General features: G+C 65.3%; 21 protein-coding genes and 1 tRNA gene. 8 read left to right on the top strand and 14 right to left on the bottom strand.

Annotated elements, in window-relative coordinates; genetic code table 11:
* Nucleotides 1–5: 5 nt before the first annotated feature.
* The 3 genes from G7Y54_RS03415 to G7Y54_RS03405 are packed head-to-tail and all read left to right on the top strand — an operon-like array spanning nt 6 to nt 1,803.
* Complete coding sequence (locus tag G7Y54_RS03415) at nt 6–476, top strand: TlpA disulfide reductase family protein (RefSeq protein WP_165077291.1); 471 nt, start codon at nt 6–8, stop codon at nt 474–476.
* On the top strand, nt 454–1,041 hold the full coding sequence (gene hpt / locus G7Y54_RS03410) for a hypoxanthine phosphoribosyltransferase (RefSeq protein ID WP_165077289.1): 588 nt from the start codon (nt 454–456) through the stop codon (nt 1,039–1,041). Before G7Y54_RS03415 ends, hpt begins: the two co-directional genes overlap by 23 nt.
* A 39-nt stretch (nt 1,042–1,080) precedes the next feature.
* Nucleotides 1,081–1,803, top strand: coding sequence for a zinc-ribbon and DUF3426 domain-containing protein (locus G7Y54_RS03405; RefSeq protein WP_165077287.1), 723 nt, complete (start codon nt 1,081–1,083; stop codon nt 1,801–1,803).
* A gap of 128 nt (nt 1,804–1,931) precedes the next feature.
* On the opposite strand, the gene G7Y54_RS03400 is transcribed toward G7Y54_RS03405, so the two are convergent.
* Together G7Y54_RS03400 and G7Y54_RS03395 are read right to left on the bottom strand one after the other, a co-directional pair.
* Nucleotides 1,932–2,618, bottom strand: coding sequence for a DUF533 domain-containing protein (locus G7Y54_RS03400; RefSeq protein ID WP_165077284.1), 687 nt, complete (start codon nt 2,616–2,618; stop codon nt 1,932–1,934).
* Nucleotides 2,619–2,770: 152 nt separating this feature from the next.
* The gene (locus tag G7Y54_RS03395) at nt 2,771–4,078 is read right to left on the bottom strand and encodes a chloride channel protein (RefSeq protein WP_165077282.1); all 1,308 of its coding nucleotides are present in this window, start codon (nt 4,076–4,078) and stop codon (nt 2,771–2,773) included.
* A gap of 206 nt (nt 4,079–4,284) precedes the next feature.
* Between G7Y54_RS03395 and G7Y54_RS03390 the strand changes: the two genes are divergently transcribed.
* On the top strand, nt 4,285–5,049 hold the full coding sequence (locus G7Y54_RS03390; RefSeq protein WP_165077280.1) for a DUF4851 domain-containing protein: 765 nt from the start codon (nt 4,285–4,287) through the stop codon (nt 5,047–5,049).
* A 120-nt stretch (nt 5,050–5,169) separates the two neighbouring features.
* Here G7Y54_RS03390 and G7Y54_RS03385 read toward each other — a convergent pair whose 3' ends face one another.
* The 7 genes from G7Y54_RS03385 to G7Y54_RS03355 form a co-directional block, all read right to left on the bottom strand.
* Nucleotides 5,170–8,334 carry a chemotaxis protein CheA gene (locus G7Y54_RS03385; protein ID WP_165077278.1) on the bottom strand — a complete coding sequence of 1,055 codons (3,165 nt, stop codon included), beginning with the start codon at nt 8,332–8,334 and terminating at the stop codon, nt 5,170–5,172.
* 66 nt (nt 8,335–8,400) lie between these two features.
* Nucleotides 8,401–8,766 (bottom strand): response regulator, encoded by a 366-nt coding sequence (locus G7Y54_RS03380; protein ID WP_165077276.1) that lies wholly within the window; start codon nt 8,764–8,766, stop codon nt 8,401–8,403.
* 126 nt (nt 8,767–8,892) lie between these two features.
* A complete protein-coding gene (locus tag G7Y54_RS03375; RefSeq protein WP_165077272.1) occupies nt 8,893–9,528 on the bottom strand; it encodes a chemotaxis protein CheW in 636 nt (211 codons plus the stop codon).
* Nucleotides 9,522–10,298, bottom strand: a complete 777-nt coding sequence (locus G7Y54_RS03370) for a ParA family protein (RefSeq protein WP_165077270.1) — start codon at nt 10,296–10,298, stop codon at nt 9,522–9,524. Before G7Y54_RS03370 ends, G7Y54_RS03375 begins: the two co-directional genes overlap by 7 nt.
* Before the next feature lie 36 nt (nt 10,299–10,334).
* Nucleotides 10,335–11,174: a protein-glutamate O-methyltransferase CheR gene (locus G7Y54_RS12545; RefSeq protein WP_241159366.1), complete on the bottom strand. Its 840-nt coding sequence runs from the start codon at nt 11,172–11,174 to the stop codon at nt 10,335–10,337.
* A 527-nt stretch (nt 11,175–11,701) separates the two neighbouring features.
* The gene (locus G7Y54_RS03360; protein ID WP_165077264.1) at nt 11,702–13,639 is read right to left on the bottom strand and encodes a HEAT repeat domain-containing protein; all 1,938 of its coding nucleotides are present in this window, start codon (nt 13,637–13,639) and stop codon (nt 11,702–11,704) included.
* A 22-nt stretch (nt 13,640–13,661) separates the two neighbouring features.
* Nucleotides 13,662–14,780, bottom strand: coding sequence for a chemotaxis response regulator protein-glutamate methylesterase (locus tag G7Y54_RS03355; RefSeq protein WP_165077261.1), 1,119 nt, complete (start codon nt 14,778–14,780; stop codon nt 13,662–13,664).
* 129 nt (nt 14,781–14,909) lie between these two features.
* Between G7Y54_RS03355 and G7Y54_RS03350 the strand changes: the two genes are divergently transcribed.
* Nucleotides 14,910–14,987, top strand: a tRNA-Pro gene (locus G7Y54_RS03350).
* Between the two features lie 56 nt (nt 14,988–15,043).
* Nucleotides 15,044–15,532 (top strand): YbaK/EbsC family protein, encoded by a 489-nt coding sequence (locus tag G7Y54_RS03345; RefSeq protein ID WP_165077258.1) that lies wholly within the window; start codon nt 15,044–15,046, stop codon nt 15,530–15,532.
* 6 nt (nt 15,533–15,538) lie between these two features.
* Here the strand turns inward: G7Y54_RS03345 and G7Y54_RS03340 are convergent, their stop codons facing one another.
* Complete coding sequence (locus tag G7Y54_RS03340; RefSeq protein ID WP_165077255.1) at nt 15,539–16,375, bottom strand: M15 family metallopeptidase; 837 nt, start codon at nt 16,373–16,375, stop codon at nt 15,539–15,541.
* Nucleotides 16,376–16,438: 63 nt separating this feature from the next.
* On the opposite strand from G7Y54_RS03340, the gene G7Y54_RS03335 reads away from it, so the two are divergent.
* Nucleotides 16,439–17,776, top strand: a complete 1,338-nt coding sequence (locus G7Y54_RS03335) for a MiaB/RimO family radical SAM methylthiotransferase (protein ID WP_165077252.1) — start codon at nt 16,439–16,441, stop codon at nt 17,774–17,776.
* Nucleotides 17,777–17,788: 12 nt separating this feature from the next.
* Here G7Y54_RS03335 and G7Y54_RS03330 read toward each other — a convergent pair whose 3' ends face one another.
* From G7Y54_RS03330 to G7Y54_RS03320, 3 genes are all read right to left on the bottom strand, one after another.
* Nucleotides 17,789–19,204, bottom strand: coding sequence for a Y-family DNA polymerase (locus G7Y54_RS03330; RefSeq protein ID WP_241159344.1), 1,416 nt, complete (start codon nt 19,202–19,204; stop codon nt 17,789–17,791).
* Between the two features lie 109 nt (nt 19,205–19,313).
* Entirely contained in the window at nt 19,314–19,991 is a 678-nt protein-coding gene (locus G7Y54_RS03325) for a type 1 glutamine amidotransferase domain-containing protein (RefSeq protein WP_206214880.1), read from the bottom strand.
* Between the two features lie 87 nt (nt 19,992–20,078).
* Nucleotides 20,079–20,594 (bottom strand): SRPBCC domain-containing protein, encoded by a 516-nt coding sequence (locus tag G7Y54_RS03320; RefSeq protein ID WP_165077242.1) that lies wholly within the window; start codon nt 20,592–20,594, stop codon nt 20,079–20,081.
* Between the two features lie 241 nt (nt 20,595–20,835).
* Between G7Y54_RS03320 and G7Y54_RS03315 the strand changes: the two genes are divergently transcribed.
* Nucleotides 20,836–21,465 carry a TetR/AcrR family transcriptional regulator gene (locus G7Y54_RS03315; RefSeq protein WP_165077240.1) on the top strand — a complete coding sequence of 210 codons (630 nt, stop codon included), beginning with the start codon at nt 20,836–20,838 and terminating at the stop codon, nt 21,463–21,465.
* 228 nt (nt 21,466–21,693) lie between these two features.
* On the opposite strand, the gene umuD is transcribed toward G7Y54_RS03315, so the two are convergent.
* Complete coding sequence (umuD, locus tag G7Y54_RS03310) at nt 21,694–22,155, bottom strand: translesion error-prone DNA polymerase V autoproteolytic subunit (protein WP_165077238.1); 462 nt, start codon at nt 22,153–22,155, stop codon at nt 21,694–21,696.
* Nucleotides 22,156–22,168 lie beyond the last annotated feature (13 nt).

Below are 22,168 nucleotides of genomic sequence, written 5' to 3'. Positions count from 1 at the left end.
CTGCCATGAAACGAATCGCACTCGCATTTCTCATCTCGCTGCTGCTTCCCTGCGCCGCGCTGGCGGCCGCCGACACCGCCATCCCCACCCTGGACCAGGCCGGGCTCACGGGCCTGCTTGAGAAAAACAAGGGCAAGGTGGTCATCCTGAACTTCTTTGCCACCTGGTGCCCGCCCTGCCGGGTGGAAATCCCCGAGCTCGTCAAGGTGCGCGAGGCCTATCCCGAGTCCGAGCTCCTGCTGGTGGGGCTCTCCGTGGATGAGACGAGCGCGCCGGTGGTGCCCTTTACCAAGAAGGCCGGCGTCAACTATCCCGTCTACATGGCCGCGCAGGACGTGACCGACGCCTACCGCGTGACCAGCGTGCCGCATAATGCCTTTTTCGCGAGGGACGGGCACCTGGTCATTTCCGAACCCGGCATGGCCGAGGCCCATGTCATCCGGGAGCTGGTGGATGACCTGCTCGGAAAGAAATAGCCACGGACAGGTGCCTGCTGTCGATGCGCCGGGCGCGGGCAGGCTCGTCTCGGTATTCAGCGCGGAGGACATCGCCGGCCGCGTCCGCGGCATGGCGGCGGAAATCGACGCCTGCTACGGTGACGAGCCCCTGGTGGCTGTCTGCGTCCTCAAGGGCGCCTGCATCTTTTTCAGCGATCTCGTGCGCGCCTTGCGAAACAGCAAGCTGGAGCTCGAGTTCATCCGCATCGCCAGTTACGGCATGGGCACGGCCAGTTCCGGGCGGGTGGTGTTCAGCAAGGATGTGGAAAACGAGATCCGCGGCAAGCACGTGCTGCTCGTGGAGGATATCGTGGACAGCGGGCGCAGCATGCGCTTTGTGCTGGATACCTTTGCGGCGCGCGGGCCGCGCAGCCTGCGCGTTGCCGCCCTTGTCAACAAGACCGGGCGCAGGGAGAAGGAAGTGGCCGTGGATTTTATCGGCTTTTCCCTCGATTCCGGCTTTCTTGTAGGCTATGGGCTTGACTATGCCGAGCGCTACCGGGCCCTGCCCGGCATTTACGAGCTCGAGCCGGCCCGGGGCTAGAAAGGCCCGGGCCGTCGAGGAGCTTTCTGGAGTCATGGCATGGAAGTGAAATGTCCGCAGTGCGCGAGCCGGTTCAACCTGCCCGATGCCGCCGCCAAGCCGGGCGCCAAGTTGCGTTGCGCCGTCTGCAAGACTGTGTTTTCGCTACCCGGGCAGCCCGGGGGCACCGCCCCGGCGCAAGCCCCGCAGGCGCCGCGCAAGGAAGCCCCGAAGGAGCCCCTGCCGGAGCTCGGGCGCAAGCGGGGCGGCCGGGGCAAGCTTTGGCTGGCGCTTGTGCTTATCCTGCTGCTCGCCGGCGGCGGGGCCGGCGCCTGGTTCTACTTTTTCCACCAGAAGGAGACCCCGCCGAGCGAGGCGGACATCGCCAAGAAGGTGGAACTGCTCACCATGCGCAACGTGCGCCAGTACAATGTGCTCAATGAAAAGGTGGGCAAGGTCTTCGTCATCGAGGGGCGGGTGGTCAACGAATTTCCCGAGCCCAAGGAGCTCATCGCCCTTGAGGGCGCCATCTACGACAAGGACAAGAAGCCGCTGGCCGTCAAGAAACAGTTGGCGGGCACCCAGCTTTCGCTCTTCCAGCTCCAGGTGTTGAGCGAGAAGGAGATGGAAGCCTTCCTCAACAACAAGGTCGAGATCCTGACCAACAACACCAACGTCCCGCCGGGCGGGGAAGTGCCCTTCATGATCCTGTTCTATGACCCGCCGGACGATGTGGCGGAATTCGGCGTCAAGATCGTGGATGTGAAGGACGCGGGCAAGTAGCCGTCGTTTCCGGCGGCGCAAGGCCGAAAGGGATAGAGCAAAGCAAGGGAGCCTGACGGTACAACCGCCAGGCTCCCTTGCATATGCAGTAGCGGAGCGCCCGGAGAACGGGGCGCCTGCGTCTTGGGTCAGCAGCTCTGCTGGATGGCCGTCCGCAGTGCCGCGCGGGCCTGTGCTGCCTCGGCCTCCAGCTCGCCCTTGCGCGCGGCGCCGATGCCGAGGCTCTGCGCCAGGGCGTCCAGATAGCCGCGTTCCATGAAGTGGTCGATGTCGATGACCGAGCAGGAGAGACGGTACACATCCTCCGCCTGCTCAGGCGTGCGCGTCTGCGCGGCGATCTTCGAGGGGTCGATGGTCTCGCCCTGGATGCGCTCAAGGACGACGCCCGCATCCTGGTTGCCCAGCATGGTTTGGAGCACCTTCTGCATCCGCTGGCGCTCGGTGGCGTCGATACTGCCGTCGGCGCGCGCCGCGTAGACCATGGCGCGCATAACCAGCTCGGCGGTGGGGTCGGTGGCGGCCACACCGGCGCCCCGGCTCCTTTCTTCCGTCTGCGCGTCCGCCTGCTGGCCGGCCGCCCATTTGCGGTAGAAGTTCCAGGCGACGGCGCCGGCGCCGGCGAGCGCCACGTTCTTGAGAAGGTCGCCGGAGGCGAAGTTGCCGAGCACGGCGCCAAGGGCGCCCGCGCCAAGCAGGCCGCCGAGGCCGCCCGGGGTGCTGTTCCCGAGGTCGCGGGCCGCGGATTTCGCCTGCCCGGTCAGGATCTCCAGGGCGGAGCCGAAGGAATCTGTATTGAGAACGTCAAAAATCGACATGGTTTTCTCCTGTGCAAAGGGTTTCCAAGGCCCGGCGCGGTTCGCGCGGGGGAAGCCGGCGCGCTCACGCGTGGCCGGCGGCTTTCTGGCTTATCCTAAACAAGAAGTCGCAGACGGGCAAGGAGGGCCGCAAAAGCGGGCTCCGCCACTAACTAAACTGGCCGCGCCCGCATCCCGCGCGCGAGCAGCACGGCCACGCAGGAGGCCACGAGCAGCCCGGGCGTGGCGGCATAGGCGCCCGTCATCTCCAGCACGAGCACGATGCTCGTCAGGGGCGCGTGCTCCGCCGCGGCAAAGGCCGCCGCCATGCCCATGGTGATGAAGGCCGCCATGCCCCCGCCGCCGGCGATGCCAGCCGCCGCAAAGCCCATGGCGCAAAGCCCCCCGGCCACGCCGCCCAGGGCGAGAATGGGCACCATGACGCCCGCGGGCACGCCCGAGCCGTAACAGAAGGCCGTAAACAGGAGCTTGGCGCACAAAAAGGCGAGCAGGGTGGAAGCCACGGTGCCGGCTTCCATGGCGGCGAAGATGGAAAGCCCCTCGCCGGTGGCCTGTGGATAGATGAACAGCATGACTGCCGCCCCCAGGAAGGGGAGCAGCGGCCTGAGCATGACGGGGAAGCGCCGTCCGCGCGCATAGAGCGCGAGCGACCGGCGCAGCATGCCGGCATAAATGACGCCCACAAAGCCGGCACCGAGCCCCACGAGGATGCTGTTCCAGAGATAGCGGAGTTCCGGGAGGGCGCTCCCCTTGAGGGGCAGCATGAGGCCCAGCCCGAAAACGCAGGTGGCGGAAAGATAGACGCCCAGGGCCGCGCCCAGCATGAGGATGAGCAGGTTGCGCGTGATGCGCTCTTTCAGCACCTCGATGACATAAAAAATGCCGGCGAAGGGCGCGCTGAAAGCCCCGGCGAGGCCTGCTGCGCAGCCGCACAGGACGAGCATGCGCCTTTTGGCCGCATGGGTGGCCGCATCACCCCTGCCGTCCAGGCATGCCAGGCCGAGCGCCGTGGAGGCGCCCATCTGGATGCAGGGCCCTTCGCGCCCCACGGAAAGCCCGCAGGCCATGACGAGCCAGGTGCCGAGGAACTTGGGCACGAGGATGCGCGCCCAGACATGCTTTTGCGGGCCGGCCAAGGCCTGCGTCACCCAAGCGCCCGCCCCGGAGCGGATGGCCGGGTTGCGCATGAAATAGCCGGTGATGAGGGCGCCGATGACAGCGGGGATGAGCCAGAGCAGGCACTGGAGCGGGTCGCCCGCATGGGCGCGGAACCAGCTTCCCACGGCGTTGAAGGCCATGCTGGTCGTGATGCGGAAGACAGAAATGACGCCCCCCGAGAGGAGGCCCACGACGAGCCCCCACAGGGCCAGCCGCATATCCCCCCCGACGCTGCTGCCCCCGCCCGGAGCGGGGAAGTACAGCGCGCCGCCAATGCGTTGAAAAATGGATGCGTCCTTCATGAGCCACTCCTGCCAAGGAGGTTCCGCGGCTGCGCCGCCTCCGGGCGCAGCGTCCGCTGCTCCAGCATAGCGTCTTCACGCGCATTTTCCAATGTTCTTTGGAGTGCCCTGCCGGATTTGCATGGCGCCCATCCTTGGCATATGTTCGGAGTGGCGGCTGCCGATCGCAGGCCGCCTTCATGGCGAAGAACCCAGGGAGAATGAACATGAACAACACTGCTGCGCGCCGTTTTTCACCATTTGCCTTCCTGCTGGCCCTTGTCCTTATGGCGGGCCTTCTGGGCTGCGAGGGCGCCCTGCAAAGGGGCATGCTCGGCCCGGCCTATGTGTCCACCGCCCGGCCCGACATCGCCATCAAGGCGAAAAATATGCCCCTGATGGCCGCTGGCCGTGGCTCCGCGAGCCTTATCTGGAGCGATATGCTCGGGGGCCTGCCCATCCAGATGTGGCTTGCCGTGTACGGCGAGGGGGGCCTCGCGCCCCTGGCAATCGCGGCCCAGGCGGCCGTGCCCCAGGGCTGGTACTGGGACAGCATCACGAGGCATTTCCAAAGCGTGGATGAGGCCGTGGAAGTGTTCGGCGGCGTGGGCTACCAGGCGTGCACCTATATCGTCGACCCGGCGCGCGACCCCTTCAGCGGCCTTGTGACCACCGTCAAGCCCGACGGCAGCCCGCAACTCTGGATGGCCCGGTATTTCGCCGCGCGCTTCAACTTTAACGATGACAAGATCATCATGGAATACCGCGAGCCGCTGCCGGACGGCGTGGAGTCGCTTTCTGCGCTGCCCCTGGGCTACGGCGACCTGCTCGCCGGCTTCGAGCAGCGCGCCCGGGAGGCCTTTGTGGTCAGCGTGGCGCCGCAGAATCTCGCCGGGCTTAACACCGGCTACATCCAAGGCATCCTCTGGCAGTACATGGGCCAGAATTTCCTCGGGACGGCCTCCAAGTATGATATTTACAATCTCAACTAAAAGCCCGGTGAGGCGCCGCTGGCGTCAGGCATTGAATCTGGCGCCGGAGGGATGCTGACGCAAGCGACAGAAAAAGGGGAGCCGCACGGCCCCCCTTTTTCTGCCCGGAACACTGCGCCGCTATTTCGCGGCTAGCTGCTTGCTCTGGTCCATGCCGGGATTGATGCCGGCCGACTTGGAAGTGGACATGAGATAGATCTCGTGCGGGTCCAGGATGAGGATGACCGAGCCGTCGCCCATGATGGTGGCGCCGGAGATGCCCTTGAGGTCGCCCAGATAGGCGCCCAGGGGCTTGATGACGATTTCCTGCCGCTCCAGCAGTTCATCCACCACAAGCCCGAGGCGCCGCTCGTTGTCATGGATGACCACTACGGAAAGGACCTCGGGCAGGGTCTCGGTGGAGCGGGGCAGCCCGAGCATCTCGGAAAGCTCCACGATGCCCAGCACTTCGCCGCGCAGGGTGACGGCCTTGCGGCCCTTCACATCCGTGAGGCGCACGGTCTCAATCTTGGTGGTCTCCGAGACCGCATCCAGCGGGATGGCGTACATCTGGCCGGAAACATTGACCATGAGCGCGTCGATGATGGCGAGCGTGAGCGGCAGGCTCAGGGTGAAGCGCGTGCCCTTGCCGACTTCGGAATAGGTGTTGACGCTGCCCTTGAGGTTCTTAATGTTGGTGCGCACCACGTCCATGCCCACGCCGCGGCCGGAGATGTCCGTGATCTTCTCCGCCGAGGAGAAGCCGGGCGCGAAGATAAGCTCGATGGCCTCGCGGTCGTCCAGTTGCGCGGCTTCCTCGGGGGTGATGATGCCCTTCTTGATGGCGACTTCGCGCATCTTGTTGGGGTCGATGCCCTTGCCGTCGTCCTCGATCTCGATGGCCACGGAATTGCCCTTGTGGAAGGCGCGGAGCACCACCTTGCCCTTGGCGGGCTTGCCCTCGGCGATGCGCACGTCCTCGGGCTCGATGCCGTGGTCGACGGAATTGCGGATAAGGTGCACGAGCGGGTCGCCGATGACCTCCACCACGCTCTTGTCCAGTTCCGTCTCCTCGCCTTCCATGATGAGGTCAACTTCCTTGCCGCTCTTGCGCGAAAGGTCGCGCACGAGGCGCGGGAAGCGCGAAAAGACGGAAGAGACGGGCACCATGCGGACCTTCATGATGGTGTCCTGCAGGTCGTCCGAAATGCGCGCCATGGCATAGGTGGTCTCGGAAAGGCTCTGCGCCACCTCGGCCACGTTGATGCTGTCCTCGCTGCCCTCGAGGGAGCGGGCGATGAGCGTGTAGCGGTTGCGGTTGATGATGAGCTCGCCGATGAGGTTCATCAGGTGGTCAAGCCGCTCGTGGTCCACGCGGATGGTGGACGAGCTCTTGTGGTCATTGCCCTGCGCGGGGGCCTTGTTGTTGGCGGGGGCCGGGGCTGCCGCGGCCGGCTCGGGGGCCGCCTTGGGCGCTGCCGCAGGGGCGGCGGGAGCGGCCGCCTTGGGCGCGGGCTTGGGGGCGGCTTGTGCTTGCGAAGCCGCCGCCTTGGGGGCAGCGGCGGCCGCAGGGGCCGCGGGCTTGGGCGCGGCGGCCTGCCCGGAAGAAGGCTGGGCCGGAGCAGCGGCTGCCGCGGGTTTTTCCGCAGCGGCCGGGGCAGCCGGCGCGGCGGGAGCCTCAGGCTGCGCGGCCGGAGCCTCCTTGGCGGGAGCCGCCGGCGCGGCAGCGGCAGCAGCCTGGGGCGCGCCAGCGGCCGGGGCGGCTTCTTCCGTCTTGGCGCTGACCTTGCCCTCGTCCAGCGCCTTTTGGACCATGTCGTTGATGATCTCCGTCTCCTGGCCGAGCAGGTCGGTCAGGAAGGCGAAATCCGTGCCGGTGCTCCGGCCCTGGTCAACGATGCCAGCGGTGCGCTCCGCATAGACCTTGATCTCGTCGAGGCCCACAAAGCTGCACGCGTTCTTGATGGCGATGAGGCAGCGGTAGAGGGCGTCGATGGAATCCTTGTGGGTGCCGTCCTTTTTCAGGGTGGCGAGGGCGGCATTGATGATTTCCTGCTGCTGCTTCACCGTGACGCGGAAGACCTCGGCGTCGTCATTTTCCAGGCCCACGGGGATGATGCTCGGCTGCACCACCTCGACTTCGGCCACGGCTTCGGCAGGGGCGGGGGCCGCTTCCGTGGCCGGCGCCGGGGCCTGGGCGGCGCGCAGGGCCGGCGGCAGGGCGATGCCCTCGCCTGCGAGCGCAAGCTGGAGCTGCTTGACGATGGGGCTCGTGTCAAAGGGCGTGGCTTGGCAGGAGGGCACGTCGATGGTCTGGACAAGGCCCTCCATCACGTCCACCGTGAGGAGGAGCAGGTCGATGAGCTCGTGACTCGGGGTAATCTTGCCCTGGCGCACATTGTTGAGCAGGGTCTCGGCCTCGTGCGTCAGGCCGTTGAGCTCGTTATAGCCGATGATGCCGCTGTTTCCCTTCATGTTGTGGAAATAGCGGAAGAGGTCGTTCACGAGGTCGTCGCGGCCGGTGGGGTTTTCCTCCAGCTCGAGGAGGCCGTCGTTGAGGTTGGCGATGATCTCGTAGGATTCGTCGATAAAGTCCTTGAGGTGGCCTTCGCCAAAGGCCGTGAGGGCATAGGGCGCGCCGCTGGGCAGGCTCGCCACCCATTCCTTGGCGCTCATGCCCTGCTGCTTTTCCGCATCGCCGGCCGGCTGCGCGGGGGCGGCCGCTGTGGCCGCGGATTCGGGGGCAGCCTCAGGCGCCGCAGGCGCAGCCTCGGCAGCCGGGGCTTCGGCGGGTTCGGCCTCGATGACGACCTCGGCCTCCACCTCGATGGGCGCGGCGTCTTCGACGGGGGCTTCCTCCGCGCCCGCCTCCTCGGGGGCGCTTTCCTCCGGGGCCACCGGCTTGGCGCTTTCGCCCGCCATGATGGCGTCGATTTGCGCCATGATGGATTCCGTCTCGACATCGCCCTCGGAATTGGTGCTTTCAAGGTTCTCGATCATCTGGCGCAGGGCGTCCGTGGACGACAGGATAACGTCCATGATCTCGGAAGTGACCTGCATGCTCCCCTTGCGGAGCTCGTCGAGGATGTTTTCCGACTTGTGCGCGAGATGGTTGATGCGGTTAAGGCCAAGAAAGCCGGACGCGCCCTTGAGCGAATGCATGGGCCGGAAAATATCGTTCAGCAGGGCGAGATTGTCGGGAGCCTTCTCAAGTTCGAGCAGGTTGGGTTCGATGGTCTCAAGATGTTCCTTGGCTTCCGCAATGAAGTCGGCAACGAGTTCCGGATCAAAGAAGTCTTGGCTCATACCCATTCCTTACCTGTGGCTAAAAAGCAGCCCCGCGCCCGGGGGTGATACTGCTGGTCTTATCGGCTAGCCAAGAAGCATCTTTATATTGCGCACCATTTTTTCGGGCTGCGCGGGCTTGACCATGTAAAGGTTGGCGCCGAGGCTCATGCCCGTCTGGATGTCCTGCTCCTGGCCCTCGGTGGAGAGGACGATGATGGGGATGTCCTTGTAGGCATCCTGCGTGCGCAGGGTCTTGATGAAGGTGAAGCCGTCCATGCGGGGCATGTTGACATCCGACACGATGAGGTCCACCGGCTCAAGGCTGTAGAGCTTTTCGATGGCGTCCAGCCCGTCCTCGGCGGTCGTCACCTTGAAGCCTTCGGTCTTGAGGACAAAGGCCACCAGGTTGCGAATGGTCTTTGAATCATCGACGACCATGATATGTTTCATTTTGACACCTGTTCCCGAGCGTACTGCCGCGCTTTCGCAAAAGCCCGGCGTGAATCGTGCTGAAGGGAGGCGCGCCCGCGCGGCGCCCTTCCCGCCACAGTTTCAAATGTGAGGGTGCCCGCGCCCTCAGGCGAGCAGCCGTTGCGTGATCTGTTCCGGGGCGACGATGCCGCAGACATGATCGTCGAGGTCAACGACGCCGCACAGAAAGTCCGCGCTTTCTCCCAGCTTGGATTCCACGTTCCACAAAATTTTTTCCTGCTCCACCATGTGCATGGTGTGCACCCTGTCCACAATCAGCCCCAGCTGCAGCATGTCCGCGCCGCAGACGATGATGGAACTGCGCTCGGTATAGGCGCCGCCCTCATTGGTGAGCAGGTCCGTCAGGAGAATGAGCGGCGTGACCCGGCCGCGCAGGTTGATGACGCCGGCCACGAAGGAGGGCGCCATGGGCACCTTCACGAGCTCGATATGCCGCAAAACCTCCTGGATGCCGGCGACGGGCAGCAAAAAGAGCTGTTCCGCCACGAAGAACGACACCATCTGGACGCGCGCCTCGCCCTGAAGCCGCTCCCGGAGCGTGGGCGCCGGCTTCTGCGGCGCGGCCGGCGCGCTTGCGCCGCCCACGGCAGGGAGGCCGCCCAGAAGCTCCGCCCCAACGTATTTTTCAACGAAGGCGCGCTCGGCGTCGTTCAGGGCGCCGCCTGCGCCGGGTCCGGCGAGGTCGAGCGCGGAAAAATACTCCTCGGGCGTCTTTACCATAAATTTTGCACTTCCTGCGCCAGGCTGGCATAGCCGAGCGCCCCGCGGGAGCGGGCGTCAATGTCGTAAATGGAGCAGCCGCGGGCGCTCGCCTCCCGAAAATGCGTGTCCACGCTGATGACCGTCTGGAAGACGGCGCCGCCCATTTTTTGCCGCATGAGCTCTAGCACGCGCGTGCAGGCCTTGGCCCTCCTGTCATACATGGTCGGTACCGCCCGGTAGCGGATGGGCGCCGGGAGCACCTTGTTCAGGATATGCAGCGTGTCAAAGAGCAGTTTCAGCCCATGCAGCGCGAGAAAATCCGTCTGGATGGGGATGATCAGCAAGTCCGCGGCCACCAGGGCGTTCACCAGCAGGATGCCCGCATGCGGGGGGCAATCCAGGATGATGAAGTCATACTTCTCCTTCAGCGCCGCAAGGCTTCGCGCGAGCACCGCCCCCTTGGCTCGCCGCTCGCGGAAGTCCACCTCCAGTTCCGAGAGCCGGATATGCCCGGGCGCCATGTCCATGCCCTGGAGCGCCCCGGTGTGGATGACTCGCGGCCAGAGCTGGGGCCACGCCGCCTCGTCGGCAAGGAAGATGTCATACAGGCTTTCGGCCACCTCCTCGGGGAAGATCCGCGCATGCAGCGTGGCGCAGGCGTGCGGGTCGAGGTCGAGCAGGAGGACATGCCTGCCCTCGCGCGCGAGCGCGCTTCCGAGCGTGACCGAGGTGGTGGTCTTGCCCACGCCTCCTTTCTGGTTGGCGATCGTCAGGATCTTTGCATTCACACACGTTCCGAAAGGCCTGCGAGGCCCCGCCGGGCCTCACTCGCTGATTTTGCGGTACAGGATGGTCCCCTTGTGGTGCTCCAGCTGGAAGGCGCGGCTGATGTTGTGCAGCGATTCCGAATGGCCGATGAGCAGCACGCCCTTGGGCTGGAGATTGTCATAAAAGGCGTTGATGACCTTGCGCTTCATGTCGTCGTCAAAATAGATGATGACGTTGCGGCAAAAGACGATCTGCGACTTTTCGACGCGCTTGAGCTGTTCCTTGTCGCTCAGGTTGATCTGGCCGAACGAGACCAGGCGCTTGAGCGCCGCGTCCAGCTTGTAGACGTTGCCGTCCTTGTGGAAGTACCTGTCCACCATTTCCTTGGGCGTGGTGCGCAGAGCATACTCGTTGTAGATGCCCCGGCGCGCCGCCGCGAGCACGGCCTCGGAAAGGTCGTTGGCAGTGATCTTGATGTCCCAGTTGCCGATGTCGTTTTTCAGCGTCTCGTGCAGGATGATGGCGAGGGTATACGGCTCCTCGCCGGTGGAGCAGCCTGCCGACCAGATGCGCAGCTTCTTCTGGCCGCTCTTGCGCGCCTGGTCCAGCGCCTCGGCGAGCACCACCCGCTGGAAGACCTCAAGCTGCGGCGGATTGCGGAAAAAGCTCGTCTCGTTGGTGGTGACGACCTCGAAGAGCTTGTTCAGCTCCTGCTTGCGGCTCGCGTCGAAGCGGAGGAAGTTGTAATACTCGTTATAGCTCTTGAGGTTCAGTTCCTTGATGCGGTTGGAGAGGCGGTTCTCCACGAGGTACTTGCGGTTCTCGGCGATGAAGATGCCGCACTGCTGGTAGATGAAATCCCGAAGCAGCAGGAATTCCTCGTCGCTGATCTGCAGGTCCTTGCGGAAGGGCGAGGCGGCGCGGGGTGCCGGGGCGTCCGTCTTGCCGCGGAAGGCGCTGGTGGGCGACGGCGTGGGCTCGCCGCCGGCGGTTGTGCGCAGGGAGACCGGCCTTGCGGCAGCCGTCGCCGGGCGCGCCGTGGCGGGCTGCGCTGTTTGCGCGGCCGTGCGCGAAAGGCTCGAAAAACGGGAGGCCGGGCTTTCCGCCGGGGCTGGCTGGACGCCGGTGCGCAGCGAGGAGAAGGGCCGCGCCGCCGTGGCCGTCTGCGTGGTGCCCGTTTGGCCCGGCTTCGCAAAGGGCGAAGTGGGGGTGCGGTCAGCCGCAAAGGGGCGCTGTGCCGCGTCCTTGCCGGTTGCCGCCGCGCCCGTGGCAAAGGCGGAGGTGGGCCGTGGCTTGTAGAGCGAGGTGGGCTTGTCCGCCTCGGCCCCGCGGCCGGCCGTGGAGCCGGTCGTCGCGGAACGCTGCGCCGTGTCGCCGGCCTTGAAGAACGAAGGCTTGTCTTGCGTAGGAGAGGTCGCCATAGCTACTCCTGTTCGGCCTGGATGGCGGCCACGGCATCCGCCGCCGCGTGCTGGATTTCCGGGTCTTCGTGGTCGGTCATGCCCAGAAGGACGCCGAAGGCCACATTGCCGCCGATGCGCCCCAGGGCCTCGATAATGCGGAACACCACCATCGGCTCGGCATCTTCGAGCATGCCGGCCAGGGTGGGCACCGCCTCATGGTTTTTGTTGACGCCCAGAGCCTCGATGGCGCGGATGCGCACCCAGTCGTTCTCGTCGCGCAGGGCCGTGATGAGGTGCGGCATCACCGCCGGGGTGCCTATCTGGCCGAGCAGGTCAACAAGGGCGAGGCGCACGTCCTTGTCTTCATCATAGAGGCGCGGCAAAAGGCGCGGCAGGTAGCGCTCGGCCGCGGCGCCCATGTTGAGGAAGGCCTCCACGGCCACGCGCCGGATAGACGGGTCCGCGTCCTCGAGGGCGTCGGTGATCTCGGCGATGTTTTCGGTGACGCTGTAGCGCCCGAGGGCGTAGACGGCCATCATGCGCTGCATCACGTCGTCGCTGTGGGCGCGCTTCTTGAAGCGTTCGTTGAGCATGGCGCTGTGCAGGTTGATGCAGGCCTCGAGCGCCATTTCCTTCACGTCCACATAGCGGTGGTCGAGCTGGGCGAAGACCACGTCTTCCACATCAGGGCAGGTATGTTGGTTGCCGAAGAAGGCCAGGGCGCTCTTGAGCACTTCGGCGTCCTTACATTCGTCGATGACCGAGAGGAAGAAGGGCACGTCGTCGCAGGTGCCGAGTTGCGCCACTTCGGCCACAGCCGCCCGCTGAAGCTCGCGGCCCACGCGCCAGAAGAGGTTTTTGAACTCTTCGAGGGGCCGCTTGTCCTCCATGAGCTGGCAGGCTTCCATGGCGATGGTGATGCGGGTCTCGTCCTCGCTGCGCAGGGCGTCGCGCACGACCTCATTATAGCCGATGGCCGCCAGCGCGCGCACGGCGGCCTCGTAAAGCTCGGGCTGGCGCTCCGGGTCGATGGCCTGGGCGAGGGTGAGGATGTCGTTGCTCGCCTCGCCCGTGCCGATGGAACTCAGGCCCTGCAGCGCGGCTATCTGGATTTCCTCGTCGTTGTCCGTGAGGGCGTCGAGCAAATATTCGCGCAGCCGCTCCTGCGACTTGGGCGCGAGCAGGGTGAGCGCGCGGCCCTTGAGGATCTGCACGATGGCCTTGACGATCTTGTGGCGCAGGATGTCGCTGACATTCTCCAGCGCGTTGAAGAGCATGGGCACGGTCTTGATGTCGCCAAGCTCGCCCAGGGCGTCCACGATGGCCGCGCTCACGAGCACGGAAGAGAGCGGCAAAAGCTTGATGAGCGCGCTGATGGCCGCGGGATCGTTGATTTTCGCCAGTGCCTCCACCACGGCGAACTGCACCCATTCCTCGTCGTGCATGGCCTGGCAGAGATTGTTCACCGATTCGGGATAGGCGAGGTTGCCGAGGCTCACCGCCGCCTGGTAGCGCACATTGACTTCCGGGTCCTTGAGCAGGGCGTCGCCGAGCAGGATGGCCGACCGGTGGCTGCGGCAATAGCCGAGGATGTCGGTGATGAAAATGCGCTGGTCGGCATCGTCGCCACGCAAATAGGGCTGCATGGCGTCGATGGCGTCCACGCCGATCTCGCGCAGGATGTCCATGGCGACGTTGCGCACCGGGGCCTCGTCGCTGGCGAGCAGGGGCAGCAGGGCCTCGATGGCCTGTGGCCCTCGGATCTTGCGCAGGCCGTATTCCGCCGCCTCCTGCACGCCGATATTGCCGCTCTTGATCCGCTCGCAGAGATAGGGGATGGCCTCTTTCAGTGCAAGGTCGCCGGCGCTGAAGGCCGCGCTGCGGGCCGCGTCGTTGTCGCCGGACCGCAGGGCTTCGAGGATGTCCGGAGCGCTGGCTTGAGGAGTTTCCATGCTCATGGTGTCTTCTCGTTTGGAAGGGTCAGCCTTTGACCGTTGCGATGATGGCGCTGGCGATCTCGTCAGCGTCCAGGATCAGGTTGGCGAGGTTGGCGTCCACCACTGCCTTGGGCATACCGTAGACCACGCAGGAGGCTTCGCTCTGCGCGATGAGGCAGCCGCCCTTTTCGCGCAGGACGCGCGCGCCGTCCACCCCGTCGGAGCCCATGCCGGTGAGCATGACGCCCAGGGTGCGCCGACCCATGACATTGCCCGCCGTCTCCATCAGTACATTCACCGTGGGCTTGTAGAGGGCGCTCTTGGGCTCCTTGGTGACGGAAACTTCGGGCAGCGGCCCGCGCTGGCGCACGCCGATGTGCATGCCGCCGGGGCAGACATAGGCGTGGCCGTTCCTGAGCTTGTCGCCGTCCACCGCCTCCGAAACGGAGATCTGGCTCACGCTGTTAAGGCGCTGGGCGAAAGGGCCGGTGAAGGTGGCCGGCATGTGCTGGGCGATGAGGATGCACGCGGGAAGCGACGCGGGCAGCGCTGCGAGGATCTTCTGGACGACCGGCGGGCCGCCGGTGGAAACGCCGATGACCACGAGGTCGCGCGGGCCCTTGCAGGCGGAAGCGGCGCTCACGTGCGCCGGGCCTGTGTGGAGCGAAGCGCCCGAGGCTGCGGGCCGGGCGGACCCCTGCGCCGCTGCTGCCGCTCCGGCGCTGGCGCCGGCCTGGGGCGCCCCGTGGTGGTGATACTTGAGGCGGATGATGCTCTTGCGGCGGGCGAGCGCCTTGACCTTGCGGCGCAGCTCTTCGGCGAAGGCGTCCTTGTCGTTGCTTTGCGTCTTGGGGATGAAGTCCTGCGCGCCGTATTCCATGGCCTTGAGCGTGCTCACGGCGCCTTCTTCCGTCAGGGAGCTCACCATGATGACCGGCAGGGGATTGGTCTTCATGAGCTTCTTGAGCGTTTCGAGGCCGTTTAAGCGCGGCATCTCCACGTCAAGGGTGATCACGTCAACGTCGAGCTTTTCGGCTTTTTCGAGGGCGTCCAGCCCGTCGCGCGCCGTATCCACGACCTTGATCTCCGGGTCCTGCTCGAGCATGGAGACGAGGGCGTGGCGCATAAAGGTCGAGTCATCGACCACGAGGACACGGATCATAAAAACATCCACTCCGCATGAAGGTCTTGTCTGTTCCGCGATGTTTTCGACATAGTACGCCAGAGGCTCTGGTTTGACAAACAAAAAAAACTTGCCAAATTTTTGCCGATAGCCTAAATACTCTGTTGGCGGGATGTGGCTCAGCTTGGCTAGAGCGCAGCGTTCGGGACGCTGAGGCCGCGCGTTCAAATCGCGCCATCCCGACCACACCTTTCCGGGGTTGCGGCATGTGCCGCAACCCTTTCTCATTCTTGGGGGATATCATGTCCATCGAGAGGGTCAGGGCCTATTTTAAAGATAACGGCATGGCCGATCGCGTGCGGGAATTCCCCGTCTCCAGCGCCACGGTGGAGCTGGCGGCGAAGGCCCTCGGCTGCGAGCCCTGCCGCATCGCCAAGACGCTCTCTTTCATGGCGGAGGGCAAGCCCCTGCTCGTGGTCACGGCCGGGGACGCGCGCATCGACAACCCGCGCTACAAGGCCCGCTTCGGCGCCAAGGCGAAAATGCTTGCCTCGGACGAGGCCGAAATGCTCGTGGGGCATGCCGTGGGCGGCGTCTGCCCCTTTGCCGTCAACGAGGGCGTGGCCGTCTATCTGGATGTTTCGCTCAGGCGCTTCGCCACTGTCTTTCCCGCCTGCGGCAGCAGCAACAGCGCCATCGAGCTCGATATGGAAGAGCTGGAAAAGTATTCAGGCGCGGCCGACTGGGTGGACGTGTGCAAGGGCTGGCGCGAGGAGGGGCAGGAGGGCTGAGCCGCGTCAGGGCGCGGACCGGGCCATGCCGGCGAGGCGCGCCTTGCAGAGGAGTTCCGGGCGGTACTCAAAGTGCATGAGGTCATACTCATGCCACTTGCCGCCCCAGATGAAGCCCTCGGCCTCGAAGGCCTCCACGATTTCCGGCGGATAGTCCTGCTGGCGCGGATGCGGCATAAGACTGCTCCAGCGCCAGTAGGGCCCGAGCCTCGCATTGAGGTCAAGGGCGATGCCGAAGGCGTGCGCGCTCAGCCTGTCCTCGCCCGCGATGCGCCGCCACGCGAACCCGCCTTCACTCTTAAGGTAATGCTTGAGGTTTGGACACTCCGCGAGCACGGGCGCAAGCCGTCGGGCGACGCGCCCGAGCGCTTCGGCAGCGGGCGCGCTCAGCCTCACGGAGCGCCCCTGCCAGGGCACGGACACAAGGCCGGCATTTACGCTCTCGCGGTTTTCACCATAGAGCGCGGTCAGCAAGCCATAGGGGCGCAACCGCCCCGGGGAGGTGCCCGGCGGCGTAGCCGGGCGCGTGGGCTCCAGCGGATAGGGCGCGGCCATGCTTGCGGCCACGTCCGCGCCGCCCTGCGGGGCGCCCTCGGGCGCCATGCCCCCTCCCGGCGCCTCCCTGTAGAGGACGCGCCGGCCGTCCGCAAAAATGAGCCATTGCCTCCCCCGGCTGTCGGCCTCAAGGCTGCGCACTGCGGGATATGCCTCGCGCAGGCAATGCAGGTTGAGCGCGTCTTCTTCCGAAAGTACCTCTGGCGGCGGGGGCGTCCCGGCCTGTGCGGGCACAGCGAAGAGCAAAAGTGTGAGGAGAAAGGGGAGCAGGGCGGCAGGGAGGAGCATGGCCGAGCATGCGTCCGGGCCCGCGGCTTGTCAAGGCCGGGGCTTTTGCATACATCACCGGGCATGCCTTCCTGGACATTCCATATCCTGACCTTCGGCTGCAAGGTCAACCAGTACGAAAGCCAGGCCATCCGCGAGGCGTGGCAGGCGCAGGGCGGGAGCGAGGCCGCGGCTCCGGCTGGCGCGGACGTGGTCCTCATCAACAGTTGCGCCGTCACCGGCCGCGCGGAGCGGGACGCGCGCAATGCCGTTTTTCGGGTGCGGCGGGCCGCGCCCAAGGCGCGCATCATCCTCGCCGGCTGTGCGGCCCGGCTGTTTGAAGCCTTCCGGCCGCGCCCCGGCGCCGAGTGGGCCGAACCTGACCTCTGCCTCGGCAATGACGCCAAGGCCACGCTCCTCGCGAGCCCGTGGCCCCACTCAGGAGAAGATCCGGCCGCGCAACAGGCGCCCCCCGCCTATCCCCCCTTTCATATCAGCGGCTTCAGCCGCGCCCGGGCCGTGCTCAAGGTGCAGGACGGCTGCGTGCACCGCTGCACCTATTGCATCGTGCCGCAAACGCGCGGCGCTCCCCGTAGCCGCCCCCCGCAGGAGGCGCTCGCCGAGGCGCGCGCCCTGCTGGAGAAAGGTCATGCGGAACTGGTGATCTCGGGCATCAATCTCGCGCAATATGGCCGCGACAGGCCGGAATACGGTGATTTCTGGCAGCTTTTGCGCTTTCTCGACGCGGAGCTCGCGCCCGAGTTCGCCGGCCGGGCGCGCCTGCGCATAAGCTCGCTGGAGCCCTCCCAGCTGGACGCACGCGGGCTTGAAACGCTCGCCGGCTGCCGGCTCGTCTGCCCGCACCTGCATATCTCCCTGCAGCATGCGAGCCCGGCGGTGCTCAAGCGCATGGGCAGGGGCCACTATTCGGCGGCGGATCTGGAAAGGGCGCTCGCGCCCATGGCCTCATTCTGGCCGCGCATGGGCCTTGGCGCGGACATCCTTGTGGGTTTCCCCGGGGAGACGGAGGAGGACTTCCACCTGCTGCTGGAGGCGCTGGCGCGGCTCCCCTTGAGCTACGCGCATGTCTTCCCCTATTCGCGGCGCCCGGGCACGGCGGCGGCGCAGTTCACGGGCCAGCTGCCGCTCAGGCTCCGGCAGGAGCGTGCGGCCGCGGCCCGCGCCGTGGTGGAGCGGCGGCGGCAGCGCTTTTGGGAGGGGCAGATGCGGATGGAGCGCATGCTCGTCGCGCCGGATGCTGGCGAAGGCGCCCGGGGCAAAGGCGTGCGCAAGGGCGTCAATGAATATTATGTGCCCTGCTTTTTCCCGACACCTCCCCGGGCCGATGCCGGCGCCGGACGCCTGGTGGAGGCGCGCCCGGTGGGGCTCGATGCGCGCGGGCTGCTGGTGGAGGCCCTGTGACGGCGCCCGTTCTCAGGGCAGCTCCATATCATTGCGGGCCGTATAGCCCCCGCTCGTGCCGCTGACCTGGAGCAGGTGGCGCACATCCGTGGTCCAGGCCGGCGACAGCCGCTCCCGCTTCATGTGCCATTTGGCGTCCCGTGGGCCCTGCGCGGCGAAGCGCAAGGTCTCCCGGCCTTCCCGGCGGTTGATGCTGTCCACCACTTCCATGAGCTTCTGGCGCCGGGCGTCGCGGGCGGCATTGCCGTCGAGCATGTCGAGGAGGTGCGGCTGGCATTTGCCGGGGTCGCTCAGGTCCGTGAGCATGACCATGGCCTTGGCATAGCCGTAGCCGGCCCGGAAGATGCGCAAAAGGGCGCGCCGCGCCGCGCGGATGATGAGCGCGCTGTCGCAGGTGGGCCGCTCGAGCCGGAGCATGGTCATCCCGTCGTGGCCGGGCTGGTCCTTGCGGTAGTAGGCCGTCTGGATGCGCACCGAGACCATCTGCGTGACGAGCCCCTTGCCGCGCAGCTTTTCCGCCGCGCGGGCGGCATGGTAGGCCACGGCCTCGGCCATGGGCTCCCATGCTGTGACCTTGTAGCCCAGCGAGCGCGAGGAGATGATGCAGGTATGCGTGGCCGGGATGTCCTCGCCGATGGCGGGGACGCCGCGCAGCTCCATGAGGATGTTGAGCCCGTGGACGGTGAGCAGCCGGCGGATCATGTCCGGGTCGGCGTCGCGCAGGTCGCGGGCGCTGCGGATGCCCTCGCACCTGAGCTTGAGCGCGCTCTTGCGGCCCACGCCCCAGATGTCGGAAACGTCCACGCTCGCCAGCAGCTCCTCGGCCTTGCGGCTGCGGCTGAGGTCAAAGATGCCCCCATAGGCCGGGTATTTCTTGGCGACGCGCGTGGCGATCTTGGCGAGGACCCGCGTGGGCGCGATGCCGATGGAGATGGGGAGCCCCACCCATTGGCGGACGCGCCCGCGCGCGGCGGCCGCCACCTCCGGGGCATTGGCGGCTAGCGCCCCGTCAAGCGGCAGGAAGGCCTCGTCGATGGAATAGACCTCCACCTTGGGGACGACGCTTTCCAGCGTCTGCATGACCCGGTGGGAAAGGTCGCCATAGAGGGTGTAGTTGGAGGAAAATACCGCCACCCGGTGTTTTTCGAGCTCGCTCTTGACCTCGAAGGCCGGCTTGCCCATGGGGAGGCCGAGTTTCTTGGCCTCCCGGCTCATGGCCACGAGGCAGCCGTCATTGTTGCTCAGCACGACCACCGGGCGCCCCTCGAGATCGGGCCGGCAGACGCGCTCACAGGAGGTGTAGAAGGAGTCGCAATCCGCCAGGGCCATGAGGGAGCCGTCGGCGGCGCTGCTGTAGTCGTATGGGGCCATGGGAGAAAGATAGCAAATATCCGGGCGGACCAAAAGCCGGAACACGGGCGCGTGCATCGCGCCGCCGCTTCTTGAAGAAATCCCGCGCCGCCATTGGCGCAAAAAAGGAAGGGGCCCCGCGGCCCCCACCTTTCCTGTCTTCCGCACGCCGCAGGCCGCGGCCTGCCTAGCCTTTCTGGAGCAGTTCCACGAGCTTCCTGCCAAGGCTCAGGGCCGACATGGGGTTCTGGCCCGTGACGAGGCGCCCGTCCACCACCACCGTGTCGGACCACGGCTTGCCGCCCTTGAAGATGCCGCCGTGCCCTTCCAGAGCGGTCTGGAGCAGGAACGGCACGATATGCTCCGTGCCGTTGAGGGTCTCTTCCTCGTTGGTGAAGCAGGTGAAGTTCTTGCCGTCGATGAGGTAGTTTCCGTCCTCGCGCTTGAGGTTCACGAGGCCGGCGGGGCCGTGGCACACAGCGGCCACGATGCCGCCATTGCGGTAGATGGTCTCGGCGATGGCGGCGAGCCCCTTGTTGTCGGGGAAGTCCCACATGGCGCCGTGGCCCCCGGCATAGAAGATGGCCGCATACGCGGACGGATCCACCTCGGCCGGGGTGAGGGTGTGATCCATCTTCTGCTGCCACGCCGGGTCGTCCCAGTATTTCTTGTTGATGGGGTCCTTGAGGTCAAAGCCGTCCACCGGCGGCTTGCCCCCCTTGGGGCTCACCACGTCGATCTCAAAGAATTTCGAGACCACGCTCCACGGGTGCGTCACCTCGGAGAGATAATAGCCCGTGGGCTTGCCGGTATCGCCCAGCTCGCCGTGACTCGTCACCGTAAACAGCACTTTTTTGGACATCATGGGCCTCCTGTTCAGTTTTTCCGCAGGAACAGCAAGATTTGTGATGGAGAACAAAAAACGATGTCGCGCAGGCACCCGCCTTCGACGTCAGGCTTGTTTTCTCACAAACTGCACGATGCCGTCCAGCCACGCCTGGTGCCCGTTGATCATGGGGTTGGGGAGCTGCTTCGCCAGTTCCTTGGCGGGCTTGCCGATTTGGGATTCCTGCGTGAGGATTCGGGTGCGGTTTTCGGGCAGGGATTCGATGAGCCACGCATGGACCACATCAAGGCGGTGATCCTTGTCGCCTTCGGCCCAGCCATGCCAGGAGAGACGCCCCACTCGACCCTCCTCTGGCTCCTCGAACTGGATGACTTCGGCATCGATGGGGAAGCCGAAGGTCTTGAACCGAAAGACGCAGCCCATGTGGAGCGCGTTGTCCTTTTCCTCGGCCGGGAACTCGATGTCGGAGGAATTGGCGTAATAGCCGGGCCAGAGCAGGGGATGGATCAGTGCGTCCCAGACGGCCCTGACGGGCATGTTCTTCACGATGATCTCGTTGGAACAGAAATTGTCAGTGGTGCCGGGAAGATGCTCGTGGGGCCAGTCAATGCTTGCAAGCATTTCGGTCTCCTTGCCAAGGGAGCGTCAGGCGCGATGAGAGGGGATACAAAGATTGGGGCAAACCGCACGGCAACGACCGGCGCGGCTGGTTCGTGGCGAACCCGTGACGAGGCTTAGCTTTTTCAGACTTTTTTGTCAAATATAAAAAAAGTAGCTCTCTTGCATCGTCGGCCCACGGTGCATAGAATAGCTGTGGTTCAACGCATGCCAGCCAGCGAGGCGCAGGAAAAGCGGAACGAAGATGATGAAAGAGGAATCAAAAAACATCGCGCACGGGCGCCCACGCACCTTCGACCGCGACGCCGCGTTGCGCACCGCCCTCAATGTCTTCTGGCGGCATGGATATGAGCAGACGACCATGGCGCAGCTGAGCGCGGCCATGGGCATCGCCTCCCCGAGCATTTACTGCGCCTATGGCAACAAGTCGGCCCTGTTTCTCGAGGCCCTGGCCTATTACCAACAGACATATTGGGACCCCCTCTACGCGAAGTACCGCGCGGCCCCGGATATTTACGCGGCAACGGAAGATTTTTTCACCGAGGCGGCGCATATCCTCCTCGCGCCCAATGCCCCGTGCGGCTGCCTTATCGTCATGGGCTTCCTCAATTTGCCGGAAGACGAACCCCAGCTTCTGCGCGCGGTGAGCGAAAGGCGCGAACTGACGCGCGCCATGTTCCGCACGAAGCTGAAAGATGCCGTGAACTCGGGCCAGATTCCGGCAGACAGCGATATCCCGGCCATTTCCGGCGCGTTGCATAACTTTTTTGAGGGACTTTCAATCCAGGCAAGGGGCGACATCTGCCTGTCAGAACTGCTCGCCATCGCGCAAAAGGGTACGCAACTCCTGCCGCCGCGTGGTGCCGGAGATTGAGGTCGGAGAGAGAGGCCGGAAGTAGTCATTCTCGGCCAGGAGTTTTTTCTCTTCACTTCGCCTTTGGCATCTATAAAATGAGCGCCTTAGGGGCGGAAACTTTGAAATCGTCGCGCAGAGCCCATGTTGACTATCAGAATTTTTAGCGCCGCCCATGATGAACTTGTTTATCAGCCAAAACAAAATACCCGCCAAACAACGCGCCCCGCGCATTACCCCAGTGCCCGCTCACAGCCTGTGTACCACATGGCTTACCACGCCCCAGATGTGGGCATATTCCCTTTCGGTGATGTCAAATTCGGGATAGTCCGGGTTCGCCGGCTGCAGGAGCACGCGGCCGTCCTTGCGGCAAAGCTTCTTGACCAGCAGCTCGCCGTCCAGGGCCGCGATGACGACCCGGTTGTGCGAAGCCTCGAGTGAGCGGTCCACCACGAGCAGGTCGCCGTCGTGGATGCCCACGCCGAGCATGGAGTCACCGGCCGCCCGAAGAAAGAAGGTCGCCGCAGGGTGGCGCACGATGAGCTCGTGCAGGTTGACCTGCCCGTCGATATAGTCCTCGGCGGCCGAGGGCCAGCCGGCATTGACCGGCGCGAGGAAGAGCGGGCAGGTGGCGGCCGTGTCCGCGCTGGCGTCGGCCATGCCGACGACCGTCAAGGCCTTGGTCGGAAGAGGGTGCGGGATGTTTTTCATGGCTTGCTCCCAT

Source organism: Desulfovibrio sp. ZJ746, assembly GCF_011039155.1.
Lineage (GTDB): Bacteria > Desulfobacterota > Desulfovibrionia > Desulfovibrionales > Desulfovibrionaceae > Desulfovibrio.
The sequence above is the reverse complement of the archived record's forward strand: the minus strand, read 5'-3'. Positions and strand labels throughout refer to the sequence as shown.

Bases quoted from the DNA above. Each gene is read 5' to 3' on its own strand.
- G7Y54_RS03415 (WP_165077291.1), top strand. From the start codon at position 6: ATGAAACGAATCGCACTCGCATTTCTCATCTCGCTGCTGCTTCCCTGC.
- hpt (WP_165077289.1), top strand. From the start codon at position 454: ATGACCTGCTCGGAAAGAAATAGCCACGGACAGGTGCCTGCTGTCGAT.
- G7Y54_RS03405 (WP_165077287.1), top strand. From the start codon at position 1,081: ATGGAAGTGAAATGTCCGCAGTGCGCGAGCCGGTTCAACCTGCCCGAT.
- G7Y54_RS03400 (WP_165077284.1), bottom strand. From the start codon at position 2,618: ATGTCGATTTTTGACGTTCTCAATACAGATTCCTTCGGCTCCGCCCTG.
- G7Y54_RS03395 (WP_165077282.1), bottom strand. From the start codon at position 4,078: ATGAAGGACGCATCCATTTTTCAACGCATTGGCGGCGCGCTGTACTTC.
- G7Y54_RS03390 (WP_165077280.1), top strand. From the start codon at position 4,285: ATGAACAACACTGCTGCGCGCCGTTTTTCACCATTTGCCTTCCTGCTG.
- G7Y54_RS03385 (WP_165077278.1), bottom strand. From the start codon at position 8,334: ATGAGCCAAGACTTCTTTGATCCGGAACTCGTTGCCGACTTCATTGCG.
- G7Y54_RS03380 (WP_165077276.1), bottom strand. From the start codon at position 8,766: ATGAAACATATCATGGTCGTCGATGATTCAAAGACCATTCGCAACCTG.
- G7Y54_RS03375 (WP_165077272.1), bottom strand. From the start codon at position 9,528: ATGGTAAAGACGCCCGAGGAGTATTTTTCCGCGCTCGACCTCGCCGGA.
- G7Y54_RS03360 (WP_165077264.1), bottom strand. From the start codon at position 13,639: ATGAGCATGGAAACTCCTCAAGCCAGCGCTCCGGACATCCTCGAAGCC.
- G7Y54_RS03355 (WP_165077261.1), bottom strand. From the start codon at position 14,780: ATGATCCGTGTCCTCGTGGTCGATGACTCGACCTTTATGCGCCACGCC.
- G7Y54_RS03345 (WP_165077258.1), top strand. From the start codon at position 15,044: ATGTCCATCGAGAGGGTCAGGGCCTATTTTAAAGATAACGGCATGGCC.
- G7Y54_RS03340 (WP_165077255.1), bottom strand. From the start codon at position 16,375: ATGCTCCTCCCTGCCGCCCTGCTCCCCTTTCTCCTCACACTTTTGCTC.
- G7Y54_RS03335 (WP_165077252.1), top strand. From the start codon at position 16,439: ATGCCTTCCTGGACATTCCATATCCTGACCTTCGGCTGCAAGGTCAAC.
- G7Y54_RS03330 (WP_241159344.1), bottom strand. From the start codon at position 19,204: ATGCACGCGCCCGTGTTCCGGCTTTTGGTCCGCCCGGATATTTGCTAT.
- G7Y54_RS03325 (WP_206214880.1), bottom strand. From the start codon at position 19,991: ATGATGTCCAAAAAAGTGCTGTTTACGGTGACGAGTCACGGCGAGCTG.
- G7Y54_RS03320 (WP_165077242.1), bottom strand. From the start codon at position 20,594: ATGCTTGCAAGCATTGACTGGCCCCACGAGCATCTTCCCGGCACCACT.
- G7Y54_RS03315 (WP_165077240.1), top strand. From the start codon at position 20,836: ATGATGAAAGAGGAATCAAAAAACATCGCGCACGGGCGCCCACGCACC.
- umuD (WP_165077238.1), bottom strand. From the start codon at position 22,155: ATGAAAAACATCCCGCACCCTCTTCCGACCAAGGCCTTGACGGTCGTC.